This window comes from Nocardia sp. NPDC050793 (assembly GCF_040654065.1).
Classification (GTDB): Bacteria; Actinomycetota; Actinomycetes; order Mycobacteriales; family Mycobacteriaceae; genus Nocardia.
Genome location: NZ_JBFAHG010000002.1, coordinates 1,052,955 through 1,072,652, shown reverse-complemented (window position 1 = coordinate 1,072,652; position 19,698 = coordinate 1,052,955). Strand labels below are relative to the sequence as shown.

Genomic DNA, 19,698 nt, shown 5'->3' with positions numbered 1-19,698 from the left:
AACAGCCACCAAGACTACCGGCCGCCGTCCACGGGATTTGTCGCTACCTCCCAGAGCTGTGCAAAAGCACACACGCGCAGACACTCTCGAATGAGAGTCCGCGCGCCCTCGCGAGGGGGTAATGATGGGGCACATGAAGAGCTCACTGATCGCGGTCACGACGGGGCGGCGCGAGGTGGTGCACGACCTCACGCCGCAGTGCGCGGAGTTCGCCGCCGCGGCGGGCGGAGACGGGCTGCTGCACGTCTTCGTCCCGCACGCGACGGCCGGTATCGCCATCATCGAGCTGGGCGCGGGCAGCGACGACGACCTGCTCGCCGCGCTCGGCGACCTGCTGCCCGCCGACGACCGGTGGCAGCACGCGCACGGTTCGCGCGGGCACGGCCGCTCGCACGTGATGCCCGCGATGATCCCGCCCTACGCCACGGTGCCGGTCATCGGCGGGAAGCTGATGCTCGGCACCTGGCAGTCGATCGCCATGGTCGACCTGAACGTGGACAACCCGGAACGACAGGTGCGGCTGTCGTTTCTTTCCGACGCCAGTTGACCGTCACGCCTTGGTCAACCAGGTGACCTGGGTGCCGTTGCCGAACTCCTGACGCCGGGTCGGGGTGAACAGCGTCGGCCGGAACGGCCCGTCGAACACGCGGACGCCCGCACCGGCCGTGACCGGATAACTCTTGACGACGAGTTCATCGATCTCCTCGACGAGCGCGCCCGCGAGCTTGCCGCCACCGGCCAGCCAGATGTCCATGCCGTCCTCCTGCTTCAACCGGCGGACCAGACCCACCGGATCGCCGTCGACCAGCTCGACGGTGGGGTCTTCGATCCGGCCGAGAGTGCTGGATACGACGTACTGCCGTATGTGCGAGTAGGGGCTGGTGATACCGACCTTCAGTGCGGGTTCGTAGGTGCCGCGACCCATCACCAAAGTGTCGAAGTTCTTGCACGGCGCGTCGGCCGCGAGACCGAAATGCGGACGCGCGTGCGTCGGAAGGGTCTCCGGGTAGTCGTCGGCGAGCCATCCGGTGAAGTCCGGCGCCAAGGGAAAGAACTCGATGCCGCCGTCCGGACCGGCGATGTAACCGTCGAGGCTCATGCCGACGAAGTAGACGAGATTTCGCATGGGGATCCTGCTTTCGGGGGAAGGTTCGGTCGGCGGGCGATTCAGGCGCGGCTGTACCAAGTCACCTGGGCGTTGTTGCTGAATTCCATGCGCCGGGTCGGGGTGAACAGCGTCGGGGTGAACGGACCGGCGAAGGCCGGGATGCCGCCGCCCGCGACGACCGGGTAGCTCTTCAGGATCAGTTCGTCGATCTCGTCGACCAGCTGGGCCGCGAGTTTGCCGCCGCCGCACAGCCAGATGTCGCCGCCCTGCTCGCCCTTCATGCGGCGGACCAGTCCGGCGGGATCGGACTCGACCACCGTGACGGCCGGGTTGTCGACGCGGCCGAGCGTCGTGGACACCACGTACTGCTTCAGATGGTCGTACGGGCTGGTCACGCCCGCGGAGAGCCCGGGCTCATAGGTGCCGCGACCCATCAGCACGGTGTCGAACCGTTTGTTGGGTTCGTCCTGCGGCATGCCCACCTGCGACCGCAGGAAGGACGGGACGAACTCCGGATATTGCGCGTTGATCGAGGCCATCATCTCGGCGTCGACCGGATAGAAGTCGTACTCCCCGGCAGGGCCTGCGATGTAGCCGTCGAGAGACACGGCCACGTAGTACACAAGCTTTCGCATTCCAAGACCACCAATCACGTTGTACTCTGTCTGTAGTGATTTGAAATGTAGTACTACGAATGGAGTGGTGTCAAGATGCGGACGAACCCGGAACGGCGGCAGGCGCTCATCGACGCGGCGATCGAGGTACTCGCCGACGAGGGCGCCCGCGGACTCACCTTCCGCGCGGTGGACAAACGGGCCGCGGTACCCGCCGGAACGGCCTCGAACTACTTCGCCAGCCGCGACGATCTGCTCACCCAGGTGGGCAGCAGGTTCTACGAGCGACTGCAACCGAGCGCGGAGACGATGGCCAAGGTGACCGAAGGGCCGCGCACCCGCGCCAACATCACCGAACTGATGAAGGAGATCGTCGCGCGCATCGAGGCGTTCCGGACCGGCTATCTCGCGATGCTCGAACTGCGCCTCGAGTCGACCCGCAGGCCGGAACTGCGCGCGGTGCTCACCGAGCGGGTGCGCGAGGACCTCGACTTCAACGTGCGCAACCACCTGGAATCCGGCCAACCAGGCGACGCCGACGCCGTCCGCCTGCTCTACCTGGCACTGAACTGGCTGATCGTGGACCGGCTGACGCTGCCGGACATCTTCACCGAGGAGCAGAGCGCCCATCTGATCGAGACGGCGGTGGAAAGACTCGTTCAGAACGCTTGACATTTGGCGAATTCGCCGGAACCTTGTGACTCCCGTCACGCCCATTCGATAATGGACCGATGGAGGCGAACGTTGGAGACCGACTGCTCGTGCACGGACACGTGGTTGGGGAAGGTGATCGCCACGGCGAGATCGTCGAGGTCCGCGGAGACGGAGGCGCGCCGCCCTACGTCGTGCGCTTCACCGACGGACACGAATCCCTGGTGTATCCCGGCCCAGACGCGGTAATCGAGCACATCAAGTGATCGCCCGGCGCCTCGTCTCGTCGAGGCGCCGGAGCCACACCGCCCGCCGAGGCGACGGGCCAGCCCGCCGAACCCGGCGGGCCGCTGAGCCGACCACCGCGCAGCCCGTCGGTCGCCGGTCATCCGGGCCGACGCGAAAGCCCGTTTCCGCCCCACAAATGCCTACTGGCCAGTAGCTTTCACACCGTAGACCCCGTTGTTGACGGATCGGAAGAGCGCTGTGCAGAATCGGCGAGTCGATCCACCGGGGGGCGGAGGTATTGCATGCGCACGAAAACCGATATCCGCTTCGCCGTCGAGGCAAGTAAGGCCCACGTTCTCGACGCTCTAGCGGCAATCGAAATGCTCCCGGAATGGTCGATGTACCAGGACGCGCGCGTGGCGACCCGCGACGAATCAGGTCGGCCGCACCGCGTTTACGTGACCGCCGACGTGCTCGGCAGTTCCGATTTGCAGGTGCTGGAATACGAATGGACGAAGAACCGGACGTCCTGGACGGTGGTGGACAGCTCTCGCGGCATCGGCGGCGGTGGCTGGTTCGAGGTCACCGAGGACGAGGACGGCACCAACGTCTGGTACCACGCGGAGTTGCATTCTCGTATCCCGCTGCCCGGCTTGCTGATGAAGCGCACCGTGCAACGCTGGAATGAAACGGTGGTACAGAACTTCATCGAATTCGCGGAAAGCTACCCAGAGCGCGAGAATTTTCATTCCATATAGCGATTGCGCATGAATGCGTATAGCGATAACGCATAATTCGCGCCACCCGATGACGCCCTGAGCGAAACCCGCGCCCGCCCCCGCTTTCCGGGCCGCGCTGGACCCGCATGAGTGCGACGATGTGCAGCATGATCGGTACGAAACGCGTTCGGCTCCAACCGGTTGCCGAAGGCGCCACGGTAACCCAGCTCGAGCTGTTCTTCGACCTTGTCTTGGTTTTCGCGTTCACCATGGTGACCGGCCTGGTGGCCGACGACACCAGCGCCAAGAACGTGCTGCGCGCACTGCTCGTGCTCGCCGTCATGTGGTGGGTGTGGATCGCCTACGCGTGGTTGGGCAACGTGGTCCGCGCCGACGAAGGCGTCACCAGGGTCGCGATGTTCGTCGCGATGGGCGGCGCGTTCCTCGCGGCATTGACGATTCCGGAGGCGTTCCGCGATATGGACGGCGGCTGGTTCGGCCCGCTGGTCTTCGCGATCGCCTACCTGCTGGTGCGGCTGGTGCAACTCGTCGTGTTCTTTCTGGCCAGCACCGAGGACTCTCAGCTGCGCGGACAGCTGGTGAAATGGGGGCTCGGCTCCATCACCATCGGCACCACCCTGCTGGTGATCGCGGCTACGACCGACGGCCGGGTACAGATCGGGCTGTGGATCGCGGCGATCGTCGGCGACATGCTGTGGACGATGTTCGCCGGCGAGGACTGGCGGGTCAATTCGGCCGCCCACTTCGCCGAACGGCACGGGTTGATCATCATCGTCGCGCTGGGCGAATCGATCGTCTCCATCGGCATCGGCGTGGCCGGGCTTCCGATCTCCTGGCCGATCGCGCTCGCCTCGATGCTCGGGCTCGCGGTGTCCGGCCTGCTGTGGTGGGCCTACTTCGACGCCACGGCGATCTCGGTGGAACACGAACTGCAACGCGCCGACGGCGAGCGCCAGATCAAGATCGCCCGGAATTGCTATACGTACTGGCACTTTCCGATGGTCGTCGGCATCATCTCCCTCTCGCTCGGCCTGAAGAAAGTGCTCTATTACGTCGGCGACTCCTCCCACCACACCCTGACGGACGCGCTGTACGGCATCCCGTTGTTCGCGCTCTACGGCGGCGTGGTGCTCTATCTGCTCGCCCTGGTCGGCTTCAAGCACTACGCGACTCGCACGGTCACCGTGCCGCGGGTGGTCGCGGCGGCGCTGCTGCTCGCGCTTGCCCCGTTGGCGTGCGCGCTGCCCGCGCTCGCCTCGCTCGCCCTGCTCTGCACGGTGCTCCTCGGGCTGATCCTCTGGGAGACCGTCCGCTACGCGCAGCCGCGCGACGAGATCCGGCACGGCGCGCACGTCGCCTGACGCGCGCGGCCGCTCATGGCAGCGGTTTGTCGTTGGCGAGCAGGTAACGCAGGGTGCGTTCGGGGGGCGTCGGGCCGTAGGCGGTCGGCTCGACGCGCACGCCGTCGCGCACGGCTTGGCGAATCTGATCCACGTTCTCCCTGATCATGTCCGACACCAGCTCGTCGGTGCGCGGATCGGCGAGCACCTGGAAGACGATGCGGAAGCTGGTGTCGGCGATCAGCCGGATGATGTCGTCGTGGAACGGGAGGTAGCGAACCTTCCCCGCCTGCGGATCCTTCTTGATCAGCTCCAAGATCATCTCGTCCATCTCGGAGCGGTTCTCCTCCAGCGCCCTGGCGATATTGCGGGTGTAGTGCCCCGTGCGCAGCACGTGGGCCACCTCGTCGAGCACCGCGACGGTCATCGGCCGCTTGATCACGTCGACGATGGTCATGACGAAACGGTTCACCACCGCCGCCGTCACCCGGTCGCCGAAAACACGGTCGGCGACGCGCGCCAGCCGCACCGCGATCACCACGATGCGCAGCAGCCGGAACCCGCGGAACAGCGGGCTGCTCACCGGGATCATGCCGACGACCTCGTACCAGTAGACGAGCGGGAACGTCCACGACCAACCCGCCCTGCGCCAGCGCCACAGGAACTCCACGGCGAACACCGCGCAGATCGTGTAGTCGACCAGCACGATGACCCGGTAGGTCTGGTCGGACACCGTGAAAAAGGTGATCCACACGACCAGCGCCACCGAGACCACCGCGAGCGCGAGCATCACGAAATCGGTCCACAGCGCGGGCGGTTTACGCGGATACTCGCCCGCGTAAGGCGCCTGCTCGAAACTGGTGGTGGGGACAGTCACGGAATGCATCCCTTCGACACCGACGGTCCCGCCGAGCGTAATCGGCTTGCCGCCCGAAAACGGCCGACCGGACGCTGTTCTCGGCGAATCCTCGCCATCAGCGACCGGAACGGATGATCTCCTCGATATTGCGTTCGGCCAGCGCGGCGATGGTCAGCGAGGGGTTGACCGCGCCCGCGCTGCCCGGCATCGCCGCGCCGTCCATCACGTACAGACCCGGGCAGCCGTGCACCCGGCCGAAGCCGTCGGTCGCTCGCCCGAGCACCACACCGCCCAACGGGTGCGCGGTGAACAGCGCGTTCGCGTCGTAGCCGAGGGCGCCGTATTCGACGAGCGCGCCGGCGCGTTCGGCGATGCGGCGATCGACCGCGCGCGCGGCGGCGACCACCTCGTCGCGATTGCGCGTCGACCAGGACAGCCCGACCGAGTTGCTCGCCCGGTCGTAGCCGAACCGGGAGCGCGCCGGGTCGAGCACCATGCCGAGCGAGCCGAGCGCGCCGGTCTCGAACGGGATGCCGGGGATGTACCAGTTCTCCAGGGTGACCGGCACGGTCGATTCGTCCACGATGCGGCTCGCGCTCGGCACGCCCTGGCCGAATCCGGCCACCGAACTGGCGCCGCGCGCGAGCACCACGTCGCCGTTGGTGCCCCAGCCCTCGCCGATGTGCTCGTTGAGATCCGGCAGCGCGCCGGTGGCCCTTGCCCGCACCAGCAGTTCGGAGGTGCCGATCGAGCCAGCGCCGAGGAACAGCCGGTCGCAGGTGAGCGTGCGGGTGCCGAGCACCTCGCCGGTCGGCGCGAGCTTGCTGACGACGACCGTGTAGCGGCCGCCGTCCTTGCCGATGGAATCGACCCGGTGCCCGGCGAAAACCGCCGACCTCCCGGTCTCCTGTGCGTATCGCAGGTAGTTCTGGTTGAGGTCGAACTTCGCGCCGTTCGAGTTGCCCAGGTTGCTGCGCGCGATGGTGGCCGACGGCCGCATGGCGCCCGCCAGCTCGGCGCGCAGGATGTCCCAGGTGAAGATCGAATCATTGGGCTGGGGCTGGTATCCGGCCTTGCGCACCTGGTCGTCCCAGGCGCGCGAGTGTGCGAACGGCGCGGAGTTGTAGATGTCGGGCGGAATCGGGCCCAGCCGAAGCATCTGCCGCACCCGCGGGTAGTAGACCCGGTCGAGCTCGTCGTAGGCGACCGAGCCGCGGAAGACCTCGTCGAAGAAGCGCCGCTCCGGCGCGATCATCGCACCGGAGAAGATCACCGAGCCGCCGCCGACCGCGGCGGCCCGCCAGACGTCGATGCCGGGATACTCGGTGCAGTCGAGCACGCCGCCGAACTTGGCGAAACGCATCGGCACCTTGGTGACGCCCGTGAAATCGGTGCGGTGCCAGAAGCCGCGCCCGTCGGGCAGGTCGTCGCCGGTGAAGATCTCCCGCCAGGGGTCGTTCGGCCAGCGCGATCCGCGCTCCAGCACGGTGTTGACGACGCCGGCCTCGGCCAGCCGCAGCGCGGTGACGGCGGCGCCGAAGCCGGAGCCGATCACGATCGCGGGCGAGTGCTCGGGCGGATCAGGAAGGGGCGCAAAGATTTCCGGCACCCAATCGCGGAACATCGTGTGCCAGACCGGGTCCGCGGCCGCCGGCCGCGCGTCGAGCGTCGATCCCGCAGCGCCGAAAAGCGCTGCCAAACCCGCCGCCTTGAACAAGGCGCGTCTGCGCACCAGGCCACCTCCCTCATCACGCATGGCCGAGCGCAGAATAGCGCGCCCGACCGGGAGTACGTCCAGTCGAGCTGCCGGACGAAGTCCGTCGATAGCCCGCGACTGTGAAACGTCACTGCCCCAGCGCGCGACGGCGCGGTCAGGACACGAACGGCTGCCGATCGGCGGTGCAGGTCGCGCCCGGTGCCGGCAGCTGCAGATCGACGAGGTATCGCTCGCGCAGATGCCGCACGCAGTAGCCGCCGGGGTTGTGACCGTAGCCGTCGGCCACCACGACCAACCTGGCGTTGACCAATTCCTGCTGCGCGTCCTTGGCGAAGGTCAGCGGCGTCACCGGGTCGAAGCGGTTGTTGAGCAACAGCGCGGGTTTTTCCGAGCCGAGCGTCCACGAGCCGGTGTGGCGTTGCGGATAGCCGTCTTCCGGAGCAGGCCACGCCGTGCACGGCTGATGCATGGCCAGCCAGAACGGGCCGAAAAGCGGTGCGGCGTCGGCGACGTCGCGCGCGATGGCGGGCCAGTCGGCGGGCCGCCAGCCTGCGCTCTGGTCGGCGCAGGTGATCGCGGTGAAGGAGTCCAGGAAGTCGTAGTCCGGCGTTCCCGCGCTCAGGACCTTGCGCACCTTCGCCGGATCGCCCGCCGGTCCGCGTTCCAGTTCGATGAGCAACTCGGCGAGAGCGGGCCAGCCGCGCTCCGGGTCGTAGAGCATCATCGCGTGCGTCTGCACGACCTCGCTGTAGCGCACCGGCAATGCGTTTTCGCCCGCGCCGACCGTGATCGGGCCCTGCCGCAGGCGCTCGAGCAGGGCGTCGTCCCTGGCGCGCAACCGATCCGCCGCGTTCTCGGCGGGCTGGGCGGTGGTGGACTGGTCGACCGGGCCTGCGCTGCCCGCCTTCTCGGGCCGTTCCTGCGGCGCCGCGGGCCCGGTCAGGTCGGACCGCTCCGAGCTACCGGCGAAGGCGCACTTGTCCTTTCCCGCCGCGGCGCACAACCGAAGAAACTCCGCGCGCACCTCCGCGGTGCCCGCCGCCGTGCCGACGACCTCGGCGCGGGCGTCGCCGGTGTAGGTCTTCGGGTCGATCAACGAGGTCAGCTGGAGTGCGCGCACCCGCTCGCCGAACAGCGCGCCGTACACCTGCCCCAGATAGCTGGCGTAGGACCCGCCCGTGTAGGTCAGCTTCTTCTCGCCGACCGCGCGCCGCAGCAGGTCCATGTCCCTCGCCGCGTCGACCGTGGTGAGGTGTCCGAGCAGTTCACCGCTGTGCTGCGCGCAGCCCTCCGCGAGGGTCCGCGCGGCCTGCTCGGCGCTGCGTTCCTCGTCGGCGTTCACGGGCGGGAGCAGCGTGGCGTCCCAGAAACGGCGCTGTTGCTCGTCGTCGGCGAAGCAGCGCACCGGCGCGCTGCGGCCGATGCCGCGCTGATCGAAGGTCACCACGTCGAACCGCTCGCTGAGCTCGCCGGGCAGCAGCCCGCCTTGCCGCGCCCAGTCGAGACCGGATCCGCCCGGTCCGCCGACCGCGGTGAACAGTGTGCCGATCCGCTGTTCGGGATCGGTGGCGGGCTGCCTGACCACCGCGAGCTCGATGGTCTTGCCCTCGGGCTCGGCGTAGTTCAGCGGCACCGCGGCCGTAGCGCAGTCGAAACCGCGCAGATCGGCGTCAGCGCACGGCTGCCAGTCGAGGCGCGGCGTCGGGGCCGCGTCGGCCTGCTGGACCAGCTCGGAGACGGCAGGCGCCCGCTGGGTTCCGGTGCATCCGGTCAGCACCGGCGCCACTGTGGCGAGCACGATCAGCACGAACTTCCACCTACGCACGCCAACCATCCTGTGCCCCGAGCCGTGCGCGCGTCGTCATCCTCAATGACGAATTCGCCCCCGAGACCCCCTGACTCGCGGGCCGTCGGTGCCGGGTCATCCGGCCGTCCGCCGCGGCCTGGCCACCAGTTCACCCGAGCAGTTCGGGCACGCGCCGTCCATGGCGCGCCCGCACGCCGTGCAGAACGTGCACTCGTAGCTGCAGATCACCGCGGGACCGTCCGCGACGAGCGCAGCGCCACAGCGCTCGCATGCGGTCCGCATCTCCAGCGCCATGGTTCTCCTGTTCGTCGGCGCCGCGGAGGGCGCGGGTGTACATGGTTCACGACGTGAGCAAGCGCACCACCGCGATGCTGCCGACCAGCACGATGACGGCGCGCAGCACGTTCGGCGACAGCCGTCTGCCGACACGCGCGCCGAGCTGTCCGCCGATGATCGAGCCGACCGCGATCATCGCCACGGCCTGCCAGTCCACCTCGGCGACCACGATGAAGATCACCGCGGAGACCGCGTTGACGATCAGCGCGAGCACGTTCTTCACGCCGTTGAGCCGCTGGATGTCATCGTGCACGAAGATGCCGAGCAGACCGATGAGCAGCACGCCCTGCGCGGCTCCGAAGTAGCCGCCGTAGATGCCGGTCGCGTACACCGCCGCCAGCAGGATCGGTCCGCCGTGCTCGGGCACGGCCGCGTCGCCGTTCTCGCGCCGCCGCTTCACCCACGCCGCCAGCCGCGGCTGCACCACCACCAGGATCAGCGCGATGATGATCAACACCGGCACGATCGTCTTGAACGCTTCGGCGGGCAGGACGAGCAGCAGTACAGCGCCGGTGATGCCGCCGAGCAGTGAGGCCGTGCCGAGCTGGAGCAACCGGGCGCGCTGTCCCTCCAGCTCGCGCCGATAGCCGATCACGCCGCTGATCGAACCGGGTACCAGGCCGATGGTGTTCGAGACGTTCGCGGTCACCGGCGGCAGCCCGAAGGCCAGCAGGACCGGGAAGGTGATCAGGGTGCCTGAGCCGACGATGGTGTTGATCCCACCAGCGGCGATGCCCGCCCCGAAGACGGCAATTAGTTCGAGCCAACTCATCCGAATGCGTTCCTTCTACGTCCCGTCGGACCCGCTGGTCCGTACAAGCGTTCAGTTCGTCAGGCACGCTATCGGCATCCCCGCATACCACGCGCAATCGGACCGGGCTTCCAGCGCCGCGCCGCCAGACTGTAAACTCGTGACAATCATGCAGCGGGCACTTCTTCTCGGCCGCCGCGACGGGGTCTGATCGGACCGGCTCCCGTCGCGGGGTTTCGCCTGCCGGTCGCCCCATAACTGGGAACCCCCAAACCCTGGAGAAATCGCATGTCCTCTGCTGACGCCTTCGTATCCGGCTCACGCACGATCACCGCTCCGAGCAAGGCCGCGCCGGCCGACCAGCCCGCGTGGAACGCGCAGAAGAACTCCTCCATGCCGTCCTTCCGGTACCGTCCTTTCGCCGAGGAGGTCGAGCCGATCACGCTGCCCGACCGCACCTGGCCGGACAAGATCATCGACCGGGCGCCCGGCTGGTGCGCCGTCGATTTGCGGGACGGCAACCAGGCACTGATCGACCCGATGAGCCCGGCACGCAAGCGCCGCATGTTCGACCTGCTGGTGCGGATGGGCTACAAGGAGATCGAGGTCGGCTTCCCGTCGGCCAGCCAGACCGACTTCGACTTCGTCCGCGAGATCATCGAGGACGGCGCGATCCCGGACGACGTCACCATCCAGGTGCTGACGCAGTGTCGCCCCGAGCTGATCGAGCGCACCTTCGAGGCATGCGCTGGCGCGACCAACGTCATCGTGCACTTCTACAACTCCACCTCCATCCTGCAGCGGAGGGTGGTCTTCCGCGCCGAGCGCGACGCGGTCAAGAAGATCGCCACCGACGCGGCGAAGCTGTGCCTGGAGGTCGAGCAGCGCTACCCCGACACCAACTGGCGCTACGAGTACAGCCCGGAGTCCTACACCGGCACCGAGCTGGACTACGCGCTGGAGGTGTGCGACGCGGTCTCCGAGATCATCGCGCCGACCCCCGAGAAGCCGCTGATCATCAACCTGCCCGCCACCGTCGAGATGGCGACGCCGAACGTCTACGCCGACTCGATCGAGTGGATGAGCCGCAACCTGGCCCGTCGCGAGTCGATCGTGCTGTCGCTGCACCCGCACAACGACCGCGGCACCGCCGTGGCGGCCGCCGAGCTGGGCTACCAGGCGGGCGCCGACCGCATCGAGGGCTGCCTGTTCGGCAACGGTGAGCGCACCGGCAACGTCTGCCTGGTCACGCTGGGCATGAACATGTTCTCCCGCGGCATCGACCCGCAGATCAACTTCGCCGACATCGACGAGATCCGCCGCACCGTCGAGTACTGCAACCAGCTGCCGGTGCACGAGCGCCACCCGTACGGCGGCGACCTGGTCTACACCGCGTTCTCGGGCAGCCACCAGGACGCCATCAACAAGGGCCTGGACGCGATGAAGGCCGCGGCCGACGCGCAGAACGCCGATGTCGCCGACATCGTGTGGGAGGTGCCCTACCTGCCGATCGACCCGAAGGACGTCGGGCGCACGTACGAGGCGGTCATCCGGGTCAACTCGCAGTCCGGCAAGGGCGGCGTCGCCTACATCATGAAGACCGATCACGGCCTGGCGCTGCCGCGCCGCCTGCAGATCGAGTTCTCCCAGGCGATCCAGCGGATCACCGACGGCGAGGGCGGCGAGGTCACGCCGAAGGAGATGTGGGACGTCTTCAGCGAGGAGTACCTGGCCCCGATCCGGCCGCTGGAGCGGATTCGCCAGCGGGTCACCGCATCGGAGACCGATGGCGGCGGCGACTCCATCACCGCGACAGTGAAGGTCGACGGCGTCGAGCACGAGGTCACCGGGAACGGTAACGGTCCGCTGGCCGCGTTCGTGGACGCCATCTCCACCATCGGCTTCGACGTGCGAGTGCTGGACTACTCCGAGCACGCCATGTCGGCGGGCGACGACGCGCAGGCCGCCGCCTACGTGGAGTGCGCGGTCGGCGACAAGGTGGTCTGGGGCGTCGGCATCGCCACCTCCATCACCACCGCCTCGCTGCGCGCGGTCGTCTCCGCGGTCAACCGCGCCGCGAGCTGACGCGTCCGATGTGGCCGGGGTGCACCGGCCCCGGCCACATCACCAGCGCCATTGGATGTGCTCGTCGATGAAGTCGAGGGAATAGGCCTGGCGCTCGGTCCCATCCGCGGTGACGATCGTCCATGCCGCCGATTCGTAGTGCCGCACATCGGCGTCGGAGAGTTCGAGGCGGGCGCGTTCTCGCTCGTATTGTGCGTCGTACTCGTCGTCCGTCAGCAGCTCGGCCTGCTCGCACGCCCACCGATCCAGCGCGGCCGCTCGGTTCGCTCTGTCGAGCTCGGCCGGATCGTCCGCGCGCAGCTGCGCCGTCGCCCACGGCGTCTCGTAGCCGTACCGGACGATCGTGGCGAAAGGTTTGCCGTCGCAGCGCAGTAGCAGTGGCGCCTCGAAGATCATCGCGCCAGGGTAGGGCCGCCGCGGGAGCTGGACACAGCCTGCGCGAAGGTTTGCTCACCTGCTAGCGTTGGTTTGCATTCAAGCGCCGAGCTCTCTGCTCGATCCCGAGCAGATGGGGGAACTGTGACACACAACGACCACAATCCGACCTCTCCGCCCTGGCTGCAGAGTCATTCGGTGGATACGGCCGCAGTCACTGCCGAACCCACCGGATCGTATGTGGCGCAAGACGAAACGAACGAGATGCCCGCCGAAGCTCCCGAAAAGGGCGCCGCGGCAGCGCAGGAAGCCCCCGAGGGCAAGGAATCCGAAGAGCAGGCCGACGCCGCGCCGGAACCGGCGCAGCTCCCCGGCTATCCGGGCGCGGTGGGGCCGAGCGACCCCACCGGTGTATATCCGCAGCCCGTCGCCCCGCCCGGCTACGGTCCCGTCGAGGGATTCGCGCCACCCGCGCCACCCGCGCCGCCGGAGTCGTACGGCCCGTTCAGCACCGGCCAGTTCCAGCAGCAGGGCCAAGGCCCCTACCAGGGCGGGCCGTATCAGCCCGGCCCCGAACATCTTCCGCCGCCGCCCGGTCCCGAACAGCAGGGCGCGCCGTACGGCGAGTACCGCCAGGAGATCGGCCCGGACGGCCTGGTCCGGCGCGTTCCGCAGGACAGCGGGCCGGAAGCCGGTGCGGCACAGCATCAACCGAACGGCCCGATCTACAGCTGGGCGCCGCCGCCCCCTCCGGTCCAGCCGATGCAGCCGCCGATGTACCAGGAGCCGCAGGCGCCCATGGGCCAGCCCCCGCTCGGCCCGACGCCGCCCGGGATCACCGGCCCCGGCCAGACACCGCCCGGTCCCGGCCACACGCCGACCGGACTGACCGGCCCCGGCCAGCAGTGGCAGGGCGGCCCGCCCCCGCAACAGCCGCAGCATCAGCCGTTCCAGCCGCAGCACGTGCCGCAACCCGGCCAGCCCGGCCACTCGGTCAACGACCTCAACCTGCTGAAGCGGGCCCGCCGGGCGCCGCGCAGCGGGTGGCGTCGCGCCGTCCACAAGGCCTCCGGCGGCATGATCAATCCGGGCGAATCCGCGTCCGACGTCGTCTTCCGCGACCTCGTCGACCGGGTGAATCAGCCGGTGCGCGGCGACTATCGGATCGCGATCCTCTCGCTCAAGGGCGGCGTCGGCAAGACCACCACCACGGTCGGCCTCGGCTCAACCTTCTCCTCGCTGCGCGGTGACCGGGTGATCGCGATCGACGCCAACCCCGACCTCGGCACGCTGGCGCACCGCGTACCGCGGCAGACCCGCTCCACCGTCCGCAACCTGCTCGAAGACCAGCAGATCTCGCGGTACTCCGACGTCAGGGCGCACACCTCGCAGGCCCCGAGCCGCCTGGAAGTGCTTGCTTCCGAACAGGATCCGGCCGTCTCCGAGGCGTTCAGCGAGGCCGACTACCGCAAGGCGATCGGCATCCTGCAGTCGTTCTACAACATCATCCTCACCGACTGCGGCACCGGTCTGATGCACTCGGCGATGGCGGGCGTGCTCGACATGGCCAGCTCGCTGGTGCTGGTGACCTCCCCCGCTATCGACGGCGCGCGCAGCGCCTCGGCCACGCTGGACTGGCTCGACCACCACGGTTACGGCAAGCTCGTCGAGCGAACCGTGGTGGTGGTCAACGCCTCCCGGCGCGGCGCGTCCACCGTCGACCTGGACCAGCTGCGCAAGCTGTTCCTCGACCGCACCCGCGCGGTGCAGGTGGTGCCCTTCGACGATCACCTCGCCGAGGGCGCGGAGATCGACCTGGAGCTGGTCAGCAAGCCGACCCGGCGGGCCCTGCTGGAGCTGGCCGCGATGGTCGCCGACGACTTCGGATACATCGGCGCTCAGCAGTACCAGCACCCGGGACCGATGGGTCTGCGCTGAGCGATGCGGCCGCGCTGAACGTCGGGGCCGCGCCGAACGATGGGGCCGCGCCGAGTGATGGGTGCGCCGAACGTTGGGCCGCGCCGAACGATGGGGCCGCGCCGAGCGATGGGGTGCGCTGAACGTTGGGCGCACTGAGCGAAAGTCGCGGCCCGGCAACCGGACTCGCTGGCCGCGTTCGTTTCTCGGCACAACTCGAAGCGAACCAGCGCGGCCGGTGACGCGACCCGTCAGCGGCAATCCCGGGCTACTACTCCGCGGTGACGTGCTTCGCCGCGGCACGGAAGGCCGCGAGCACCGTGGCGATGGCGGGTCGACGCTCGGCGTGCGGGCGGGTGACCAGGTCGTAATTGCGGGCGGCTCGCACCCCGGCGAGCCGCAGCATCACGAGATCCGGGTGCGCGACCGCGAAGCGCGGCATCAGCGCGACGCCGTAGCCGGACGCCACCAGCGTCTCGATGACGCGGAAGTCATTGAGCCGCTGCGCTATTCGTGGCTGCACCCCGGTCACGGTGGCGATCGATTCGAGCACATCGTCCACCGGGAAGCCGCCGCGCACGCTCAGCCAGGTCTCCTCGGCGAGTTCGGCCGGGGTGACCGAGGGCTGTCCGGCCAACCGGTGCGTCGGCGCGACCACCACGTCGATGGGCTCGCGCATCAGGAAGCGCGAGGCGATGCGCGGCCCCGCGACCGATCCGGAGCGCTCGTCGCGGTGGGTGAGCACGATGTCGTAGTCGGCGAGCAGGCGGGGCACGCCGCTCGGCGGCACGTCCTCGTCGCGGGCGACGACGTCGACATCGCTGCCCGCCAGCGCCGGAAGCACCAGCGGCAGTAGCAGAGCGGCGCCGGACGGAAACAGCGCGACGCGCACCCGCCCGCGCGGGGACCCGCGGTAGTGCGCCATCTCCGCCACCGCCCGGTCCACGGCGGCGAGCACCTCGTCGGCGCGAACCACCAGCGCCTGCCCGGCGTCGGTGAGCCGGATGCGGCGGCCGTCCGGCTCGAGCAGCGCGACGCCCGCCTCCTTGGCCAGCGTCTTGAGCTGCTGGGAGACCGCCGACGGCGTCATGGACAGCGCGTCGGCCACGGCCGAAATGGTTCCGCGGTCGGCGAATTCGCGCAGCACCCGTAGCCGGTCCACGGACATCGGCGGCCCTTGCGGCTCGATCGGCACCGGCGCACCCCTTTCCGAACAGTGAAGTATTTCTACAGTATCAGTGCAGTTTTATTCGATTGTGCTGATGGTTTTCGAGCTCGACCATGGTGAGCGTGACCAATCGCGACCGCCTGTTCGGCCTCACCGTCGTCCTGCTCTGGGGCCTGAACTTCATCGCCATCCGGGTCGGCCTCGACCACTTCCCTCCGCTGTTCTTCGCGGCCCTGCGCTTCGCGGTGCTCGCCGTGCCGGTGCTCGTGTTCGTGCCGCGCCCGAACGTGCCGCCCCGCTGGTTGCTGTTGTACGGGACGGGTTTCGGCGTGCTTCAGTTCGCGTTCCTGTTCACCGCCATGCGCACGGGCATGCCGACCGGGCTCGCCTCGCTGGTGCTGCAATCCTCCGCACCGTTCACGGTGGCGCTCGGCGCGCTGCTGCTCGGCGAGCGGCTACGGCCGATCCAGCTGGGGGGCCTGTTCGTCGCGGTGGCCGGGATCGTGGTGATCGGGGCCGACCGCATGCACGTCGCTCCGCTGCTGCCGCTGCTGCTGACTTTGGCGGGCGGGCTCGGCTGGGCCTTCGGCAATATCGGCTCCCGGCTGGCCGCGGCCGGCGGCGGTGTCAACCCGCTGCACCTGACGCTGTGGATGACGGTGGTACCGCCGCTGCCGCTGTTCGTCCTGTCCGCGCTCACCGAGGGACCGGCGGCCGGATGGCGCGCGCTGACCGGCATCGCGTCGCCGACCGGGTGGCCCGCCCTGATCGGCTTGGCGTACATCGTCGCGCTCGGCACCGTCGCGGGCTCGGGGCTGTGGACCTTCCTGATGAGCCGCTACCCCGCGGGTGCGGTCGCGCCGTTGTCGCTGCTGGTCCCGGTCGTCGGAATCGCCGCGGCCTGGGCTTTGCTGGACGAGACGCCCACCGCATGGCAGTTGATCGGCGGTGCGATCGTGATTGCGGGCGCGTTCGTCGCCACCACCGCCGGCCGCGCGCCGAGGGCCGGGAAGACGGCCGCGCCGGACCGGGTCGCCGAACCGGTATCGCTCTGAGGGTGCGCCGGATTGAGTCTGCGGTTTGCGAGTTTCGGGAAGTAGCTCGCACCGCGCGCGGGCGGCGGTAGTCTCGGGGCGCTGTACTCGACGCGGCCGAGGTGCGATACCGGTGGCGGCAGGGGCGGGCGGGATGGTCCCGAGCAGGCGCTTTACAGTGAGTGCGGCGATGAAGGTAGGGACCGAAAGCTAGGCAGCAGACTCGCGCATGGCAGAAAAGCGATGGGCCGTCTCGCGAAGAACGATGCTTCGCGGCACGGTGGCAATGGGGGTTTCGACGGCGGGTGCGCTGACGGTCGGTGGGCTCGGGTCCGCATCGGGCGCTCCGAACGGCAGACGCGTCGCGGTGCTGGGAGGCGGGGTCGCGGGTCTCACCGCGGCACATGAGCTGGCCGAACGCGGATTCCAGGTCACCGTCTACGAGAGACGCGCGCTCGGCGGCAAGGCGCGCAGCATCCCGGTGCCCGGCACCGGATCCGGCGGACGTCCCGATCTGCCCGGTGAGCACGGCTTCCGCTTCTTTCCTGGCTTCTACCAGCACATTCCGGACACCATGCGCCGGATTCCCTTCGCGGGCAATGCCGATGGCGTGTGGAACAACCTGATCGGAATGCCCGAGGCGCGCATGTCCCGCCGCGGCGGTGACGACTTCCGCATTCCGCTCGGCTTCCGCGCCAAACCTGTCAGTCCGAGTCCGGAGGACTTCCTCGAGACCGTCGGCGCCGCCATCGCGACCGCGCTCAAAATGCCTCCCGCCGAAGGACTTTTCTTCGCCAACCGGCTGCTGGTGTTCAACACCAGTTGCGACGCACGCCGTTTCGGCCAGTGGGAGCAGGTCTCCTGGCGCGATTTCGTCGGCGCCCACCGGCGTTCCCACGAATTCCGCGCGCTCATCTCGCGCACGCTGACCAGCATCATGGTCGCCGCCAAGGACAACCTCGCCAGTGTGCGCACCATCGGCAACATGGGCGAGCAGTTCCTCGGCAATCCGTTCGAGGTCGGCAACGACGGCGCGCTGGACCGGGTGCTGAACGGACCGACCAATTCGGCGTGGATCGACCCGTGGACGGCGCTCCTGCGCGAGCTCGGCGTCGAGTTCGCGCTGGGTGCGGAGGTGCGCGGGCTCGAGGTGCGCGATCGTCGCATCACCGGCGCACGCATCGTCGACGCCGGCGGCAGCCGCACGGTCGAGGCCGATTACTTCGTGGTGGCGCTGGCCGCCGAGCAGGCCCGCGCGCTGTGGTCGCCCGACGTGCTCGCGGTGCGCCCCGAGCTGGCCGCGATGGACCGGCTGTTCGTGGACTGGATGACCGGCATGCAGTTCTACCTGCGCAGACCGGCCGACATATCCAAGGGTCACACCGCCTACATCGACGCGCCGTGGTCGCTCACCTCGATCAGCCAGAACCAGCTGTGGACGCGGAAGCTCGCCGAATTCGGCGACGGCACCGTGCAGGACTGCCTCTCGGTCGACATCTCCGACTGGAACACCCCCGGCATCCTGTACGGCAAACCCGCCAAGGAGTGCACGCACGAGGAGATCGCGCGCGAGGTATGGGCGCAGTTGCAGGCCCATCTCAACGACCACGGCGAAGAGCTGCGCGACGCCGACCTGCACTCCTGGTTCCTCGACCCAGCGATCGTCTGGCAGTCCGACCTGCGCCGCAACACCAACGCCGACCCGCTGCTGATCAACACCGCGGGCTCGTGGGACCACCGCCCCGAACCGCACGGCGACCTGGAAAACCTGTTCCTCGCGGGCGATTACGTGCGCACCAACGTCGACCTGGCCACCATGGAAGGCGCCAACGAGTCGGCGCGCGCCGCGGTGAACGCGCTGCTCGACGTGGCGGGCTCGGACGCGCCGCGGTGCCGGATGTACACGCTGTACCGCGCCACCGAGCTGGAACCGTTGCGGCGCATGGACGCCGACCGCTATGCGGCGGGTCAGCCGAACCTGTTCGACGTGCAGTTCTGAGCGTTTCTCCGCGCGAGCTTGCCACGGGCGCCGCCGTGTCACGCCCGTGCCATGGGCCACCCGGATTGTGATGGATCTCCCTGCCGTACATCGATATTCGATCGATCAGGCCGCTGCGGCGGTGCTTCAATCGAAAGATGAGCGACACCACGGAGATCACCGACCCGGCCGACCTGCGCGCGCTGCTCGGTGCGGTGATGCCGCGCGCGGCGACCAAGGAGCGCGTCGCGCTGCACCCGCGAGACCGCGAATGGATCGCCAACTCCCCTTTCCTGGTGATGAGCACCAGCGACGCCGACGGCAACTGCGACGCCTCCCCCAAGGGCGACCCTGCGGGTTTCGTGAAGGTCCTCGACGACCACACCATCGCCATCCCGGAGCGACCGGGTAACCGCAGAGCCGACGGCTACCTCAACATCCTGTCGAACTCGCACGTCGGCCTGCTGTTCCTGATCCCTGGCCGACATGAAACCCTGCGCATCAACGGCCGCGCCCGATTGGTCCGCGATGCGGCGTACTTCGATGACATGGTTGTCAAGGGCCACCGCCCGATCCTCGCCGTCGAGGTCGCCGTCGAGCAGATCTTCTTCCACTGCGCCAAGGCGTTCATCCGCAGCCACCTGTGGGAGCCGGAGGAGTGGGCCGCCGATACCTTGCCCAGCGCCGCGCGCCTGGTCAAGGAGGTGCAGGCGAACGTCACGGAGACGGTCGAGGAGTTGGAGCGGTACTACTCGCCGGAGAATTACGCGGCCAAGTTGTACCGGGACTGAGGCGGGAGTAGGGCTTCCGGGCGGTGTGCTACCGGGGTGTTGTGTGGCGGGGGCGGTTTAGTCGCCCAGCGCGCGGTTAGTGCGCCTGTCCAGGGTTTCTTTCTGAGCCCGGCTGGGTTTCGTGCGGCGCGTGCGGTTGGTCGACGGTGCCCAGTGCGCACCGTTCGCAGTGGTACACCTGCCCAGGTATTCCTCGAAC

19 protein-coding genes are annotated in these 19,698 nt (G+C 68.6%); 10 read left to right on the top strand and 9 right to left on the bottom strand.

Annotation, left to right across the window (positions count from 1 at the left end):
- Positions 1-133: 133 nt before the first annotated feature.
- Complete coding sequence (locus AB0H50_RS10350) at positions 134-547, top strand: secondary thiamine-phosphate synthase enzyme YjbQ (protein ID WP_357449222.1); 414 nt, start codon at positions 134-136, stop codon at positions 545-547.
- A 3-nt stretch (positions 548-550) separates the two neighbouring features.
- Here AB0H50_RS10350 and AB0H50_RS10345 read toward each other — a convergent pair whose 3' ends face one another.
- Together AB0H50_RS10345 and AB0H50_RS10340 are read right to left on the bottom strand one after the other, a co-directional pair.
- Positions 551-1,126 (bottom strand): dihydrofolate reductase family protein, encoded by a 576-nt coding sequence (locus AB0H50_RS10345; RefSeq protein ID WP_357449221.1) that lies wholly within the window; start codon positions 1,124-1,126, stop codon positions 551-553.
- 41 nt (positions 1,127-1,167) lie between these two features.
- The gene (locus AB0H50_RS10340; protein ID WP_357449219.1) at positions 1,168-1,743 is read right to left on the bottom strand and encodes a dihydrofolate reductase family protein; all 576 of its coding nucleotides are present in this window, start codon (positions 1,741-1,743) and stop codon (positions 1,168-1,170) included.
- 75 nt (positions 1,744-1,818) lie between these two features.
- Between AB0H50_RS10340 and AB0H50_RS10335 the strand changes: the two genes are divergently transcribed.
- The 4 genes from AB0H50_RS10335 (at position 1,819) to AB0H50_RS10320 (ending at position 4,702) form a co-directional block, all read left to right on the top strand.
- On the top strand, positions 1,819-2,394 hold the full coding sequence (locus AB0H50_RS10335; protein WP_357449217.1) for a TetR family transcriptional regulator: 576 nt from the start codon (positions 1,819-1,821) through the stop codon (positions 2,392-2,394).
- A 59-nt stretch (positions 2,395-2,453) separates the two neighbouring features.
- Positions 2,454-2,639, top strand: coding sequence for a DUF1918 domain-containing protein (locus tag AB0H50_RS10330; protein ID WP_357449215.1), 186 nt, complete (start codon positions 2,454-2,456; stop codon positions 2,637-2,639).
- Positions 2,640-2,903: 264 nt separating this feature from the next.
- Positions 2,904-3,359 carry an SRPBCC family protein gene (locus tag AB0H50_RS10325; RefSeq protein WP_357449213.1) on the top strand — a complete coding sequence of 152 codons (456 nt, stop codon included), beginning with the start codon at positions 2,904-2,906 and terminating at the stop codon, positions 3,357-3,359.
- 128 nt (positions 3,360-3,487) lie between these two features.
- The gene (locus AB0H50_RS10320) at positions 3,488-4,702 is read left to right on the top strand and encodes a low temperature requirement protein A (RefSeq protein WP_357449211.1); all 1,215 of its coding nucleotides are present in this window, start codon (positions 3,488-3,490) and stop codon (positions 4,700-4,702) included.
- Between the two features lie 13 nt (positions 4,703-4,715).
- On the opposite strand, the gene AB0H50_RS10315 is transcribed toward AB0H50_RS10320, so the two are convergent.
- The 5 genes from AB0H50_RS10315 to AB0H50_RS10295 all read right to left on the bottom strand — a co-directional run bounded on the left by AB0H50_RS10315 (position 4,716) and on the right by AB0H50_RS10295 (position 10,172).
- Entirely contained in the window at positions 4,716-5,558 is an 843-nt protein-coding gene (locus AB0H50_RS10315; protein ID WP_357449209.1) for an ion transporter, read from the bottom strand.
- Between the two features lie 97 nt (positions 5,559-5,655).
- Positions 5,656-7,296 carry a GMC oxidoreductase gene (locus AB0H50_RS10310; protein ID WP_357449207.1) on the bottom strand — a complete coding sequence of 547 codons (1,641 nt, stop codon included), beginning with the start codon at positions 7,294-7,296 and terminating at the stop codon, positions 5,656-5,658.
- 115 nt (positions 7,297-7,411) lie between these two features.
- Positions 7,412-9,082 (bottom strand): alpha/beta fold hydrolase, encoded by a 1,671-nt coding sequence (locus AB0H50_RS10305; RefSeq protein WP_357449205.1) that lies wholly within the window; start codon positions 9,080-9,082, stop codon positions 7,412-7,414.
- Between the two features lie 96 nt (positions 9,083-9,178).
- Positions 9,179-9,346 carry a DUF1272 domain-containing protein gene (locus AB0H50_RS10300; protein ID WP_357449434.1) on the bottom strand — a complete coding sequence of 56 codons (168 nt, stop codon included), beginning with the start codon at positions 9,344-9,346 and terminating at the stop codon, positions 9,179-9,181.
- A gap of 58 nt (positions 9,347-9,404) precedes the next feature.
- Positions 9,405-10,172, bottom strand: a complete 768-nt coding sequence (locus tag AB0H50_RS10295) for a sulfite exporter TauE/SafE family protein (RefSeq protein ID WP_357449203.1) — start codon at positions 10,170-10,172, stop codon at positions 9,405-9,407.
- A 267-nt stretch (positions 10,173-10,439) separates the two neighbouring features.
- On the opposite strand from AB0H50_RS10295, the gene leuA reads away from it, so the two are divergent.
- The gene (leuA, locus tag AB0H50_RS10290; RefSeq protein WP_357449201.1) at positions 10,440-12,236 is read left to right on the top strand and encodes a 2-isopropylmalate synthase; all 1,797 of its coding nucleotides are present in this window, start codon (positions 10,440-10,442) and stop codon (positions 12,234-12,236) included.
- 39 nt (positions 12,237-12,275) lie between these two features.
- Here leuA and AB0H50_RS10285 read toward each other — a convergent pair whose 3' ends face one another.
- Positions 12,276-12,632: a hypothetical protein gene (locus AB0H50_RS10285; protein WP_357449199.1), complete on the bottom strand. Its 357-nt coding sequence runs from the start codon at positions 12,630-12,632 to the stop codon at positions 12,276-12,278.
- A 243-nt stretch (positions 12,633-12,875) separates the two neighbouring features.
- Between AB0H50_RS10285 and AB0H50_RS10280 the strand changes: the two genes are divergently transcribed.
- Positions 12,876-14,549 carry a MinD/ParA family protein gene (locus AB0H50_RS10280; protein ID WP_357449432.1) on the top strand — a complete coding sequence of 558 codons (1,674 nt, stop codon included), beginning with the start codon at positions 12,876-12,878 and terminating at the stop codon, positions 14,547-14,549.
- 250 nt (positions 14,550-14,799) lie between these two features.
- Here AB0H50_RS10280 and AB0H50_RS10275 read toward each other — a convergent pair whose 3' ends face one another.
- Entirely contained in the window at positions 14,800-15,696 is an 897-nt protein-coding gene (locus AB0H50_RS10275) for a LysR family transcriptional regulator (RefSeq protein WP_357449430.1), read from the bottom strand.
- A 122-nt stretch (positions 15,697-15,818) separates the two neighbouring features.
- Between AB0H50_RS10275 and AB0H50_RS10270 the strand changes: the two genes are divergently transcribed.
- The 3 genes from AB0H50_RS10270 (at position 15,819) to AB0H50_RS10260 (ending at position 19,499) form a co-directional block, all read left to right on the top strand.
- Positions 15,819-16,751 carry an EamA family transporter gene (locus AB0H50_RS10270; protein WP_357449196.1) on the top strand — a complete coding sequence of 311 codons (933 nt, stop codon included), beginning with the start codon at positions 15,819-15,821 and terminating at the stop codon, positions 16,749-16,751.
- Between the two features lie 265 nt (positions 16,752-17,016).
- Positions 17,017-18,729: an FAD-dependent oxidoreductase gene (locus AB0H50_RS10265; protein WP_357449194.1), complete on the top strand. Its 1,713-nt coding sequence runs from the start codon at positions 17,017-17,019 to the stop codon at positions 18,727-18,729.
- A 137-nt stretch (positions 18,730-18,866) separates the two neighbouring features.
- The gene (locus tag AB0H50_RS10260) at positions 18,867-19,499 is read left to right on the top strand and encodes a pyridoxamine 5'-phosphate oxidase family protein (protein WP_357449192.1); all 633 of its coding nucleotides are present in this window, start codon (positions 18,867-18,869) and stop codon (positions 19,497-19,499) included.
- Positions 19,500-19,698: the final 199 nt, after the last annotated feature.

What these genes read in the sequence shown, in the direction of transcription:
- AB0H50_RS10350 (WP_357449222.1), top strand. Translation starts at nt 134, where the DNA reads ATGAAGAGCTCACTGATCGCGGTCACGACGGGGCGGCGCGAGGTGGTG.
- AB0H50_RS10345 (WP_357449221.1), bottom strand. Translation starts at nt 1,126, where the DNA reads ATGCGAAATCTCGTCTACTTCGTCGGCATGAGCCTCGACGGTTACATC.
- AB0H50_RS10340 (WP_357449219.1), bottom strand. Translation starts at nt 1,743, where the DNA reads ATGCGAAAGCTTGTGTACTACGTGGCCGTGTCTCTCGACGGCTACATC.
- AB0H50_RS10335 (WP_357449217.1), top strand. Translation starts at nt 1,819, where the DNA reads ATGCGGACGAACCCGGAACGGCGGCAGGCGCTCATCGACGCGGCGATC.
- AB0H50_RS10330 (WP_357449215.1), top strand. Translation starts at nt 2,454, where the DNA reads ATGGAGGCGAACGTTGGAGACCGACTGCTCGTGCACGGACACGTGGTT.
- AB0H50_RS10325 (WP_357449213.1), top strand. Translation starts at nt 2,904, where the DNA reads ATGCGCACGAAAACCGATATCCGCTTCGCCGTCGAGGCAAGTAAGGCC.
- AB0H50_RS10320 (WP_357449211.1), top strand. Translation starts at nt 3,488, where the DNA reads ATGATCGGTACGAAACGCGTTCGGCTCCAACCGGTTGCCGAAGGCGCC.
- AB0H50_RS10310 (WP_357449207.1), bottom strand. Translation starts at nt 7,296, where the DNA reads ATGCGTGATGAGGGAGGTGGCCTGGTGCGCAGACGCGCCTTGTTCAAG.
- AB0H50_RS10300 (WP_357449434.1), bottom strand. Translation starts at nt 9,346, where the DNA reads ATGCGGACCGCATGCGAGCGCTGTGGCGCTGCGCTCGTCGCGGACGGT.
- AB0H50_RS10295 (WP_357449203.1), bottom strand. Translation starts at nt 10,172, where the DNA reads ATGAGTTGGCTCGAACTAATTGCCGTCTTCGGGGCGGGCATCGCCGCT.
- leuA (WP_357449201.1), top strand. Translation starts at nt 10,440, where the DNA reads ATGTCCTCTGCTGACGCCTTCGTATCCGGCTCACGCACGATCACCGCT.
- AB0H50_RS10285 (WP_357449199.1), bottom strand. Translation starts at nt 12,632, where the DNA reads ATGATCTTCGAGGCGCCACTGCTACTGCGCTGCGACGGCAAACCTTTC.
- AB0H50_RS10280 (WP_357449432.1), top strand. Translation starts at nt 12,876, where the DNA reads ATGCCCGCCGAAGCTCCCGAAAAGGGCGCCGCGGCAGCGCAGGAAGCC.
- AB0H50_RS10275 (WP_357449430.1), bottom strand. Translation starts at nt 15,696, where the DNA reads ATGTCCGTGGACCGGCTACGGGTGCTGCGCGAATTCGCCGACCGCGGA.
- AB0H50_RS10265 (WP_357449194.1), top strand. Translation starts at nt 17,017, where the DNA reads ATGGGGGTTTCGACGGCGGGTGCGCTGACGGTCGGTGGGCTCGGGTCC.
- AB0H50_RS10260 (WP_357449192.1), top strand. Translation starts at nt 18,867, where the DNA reads ATGAGCGACACCACGGAGATCACCGACCCGGCCGACCTGCGCGCGCTG.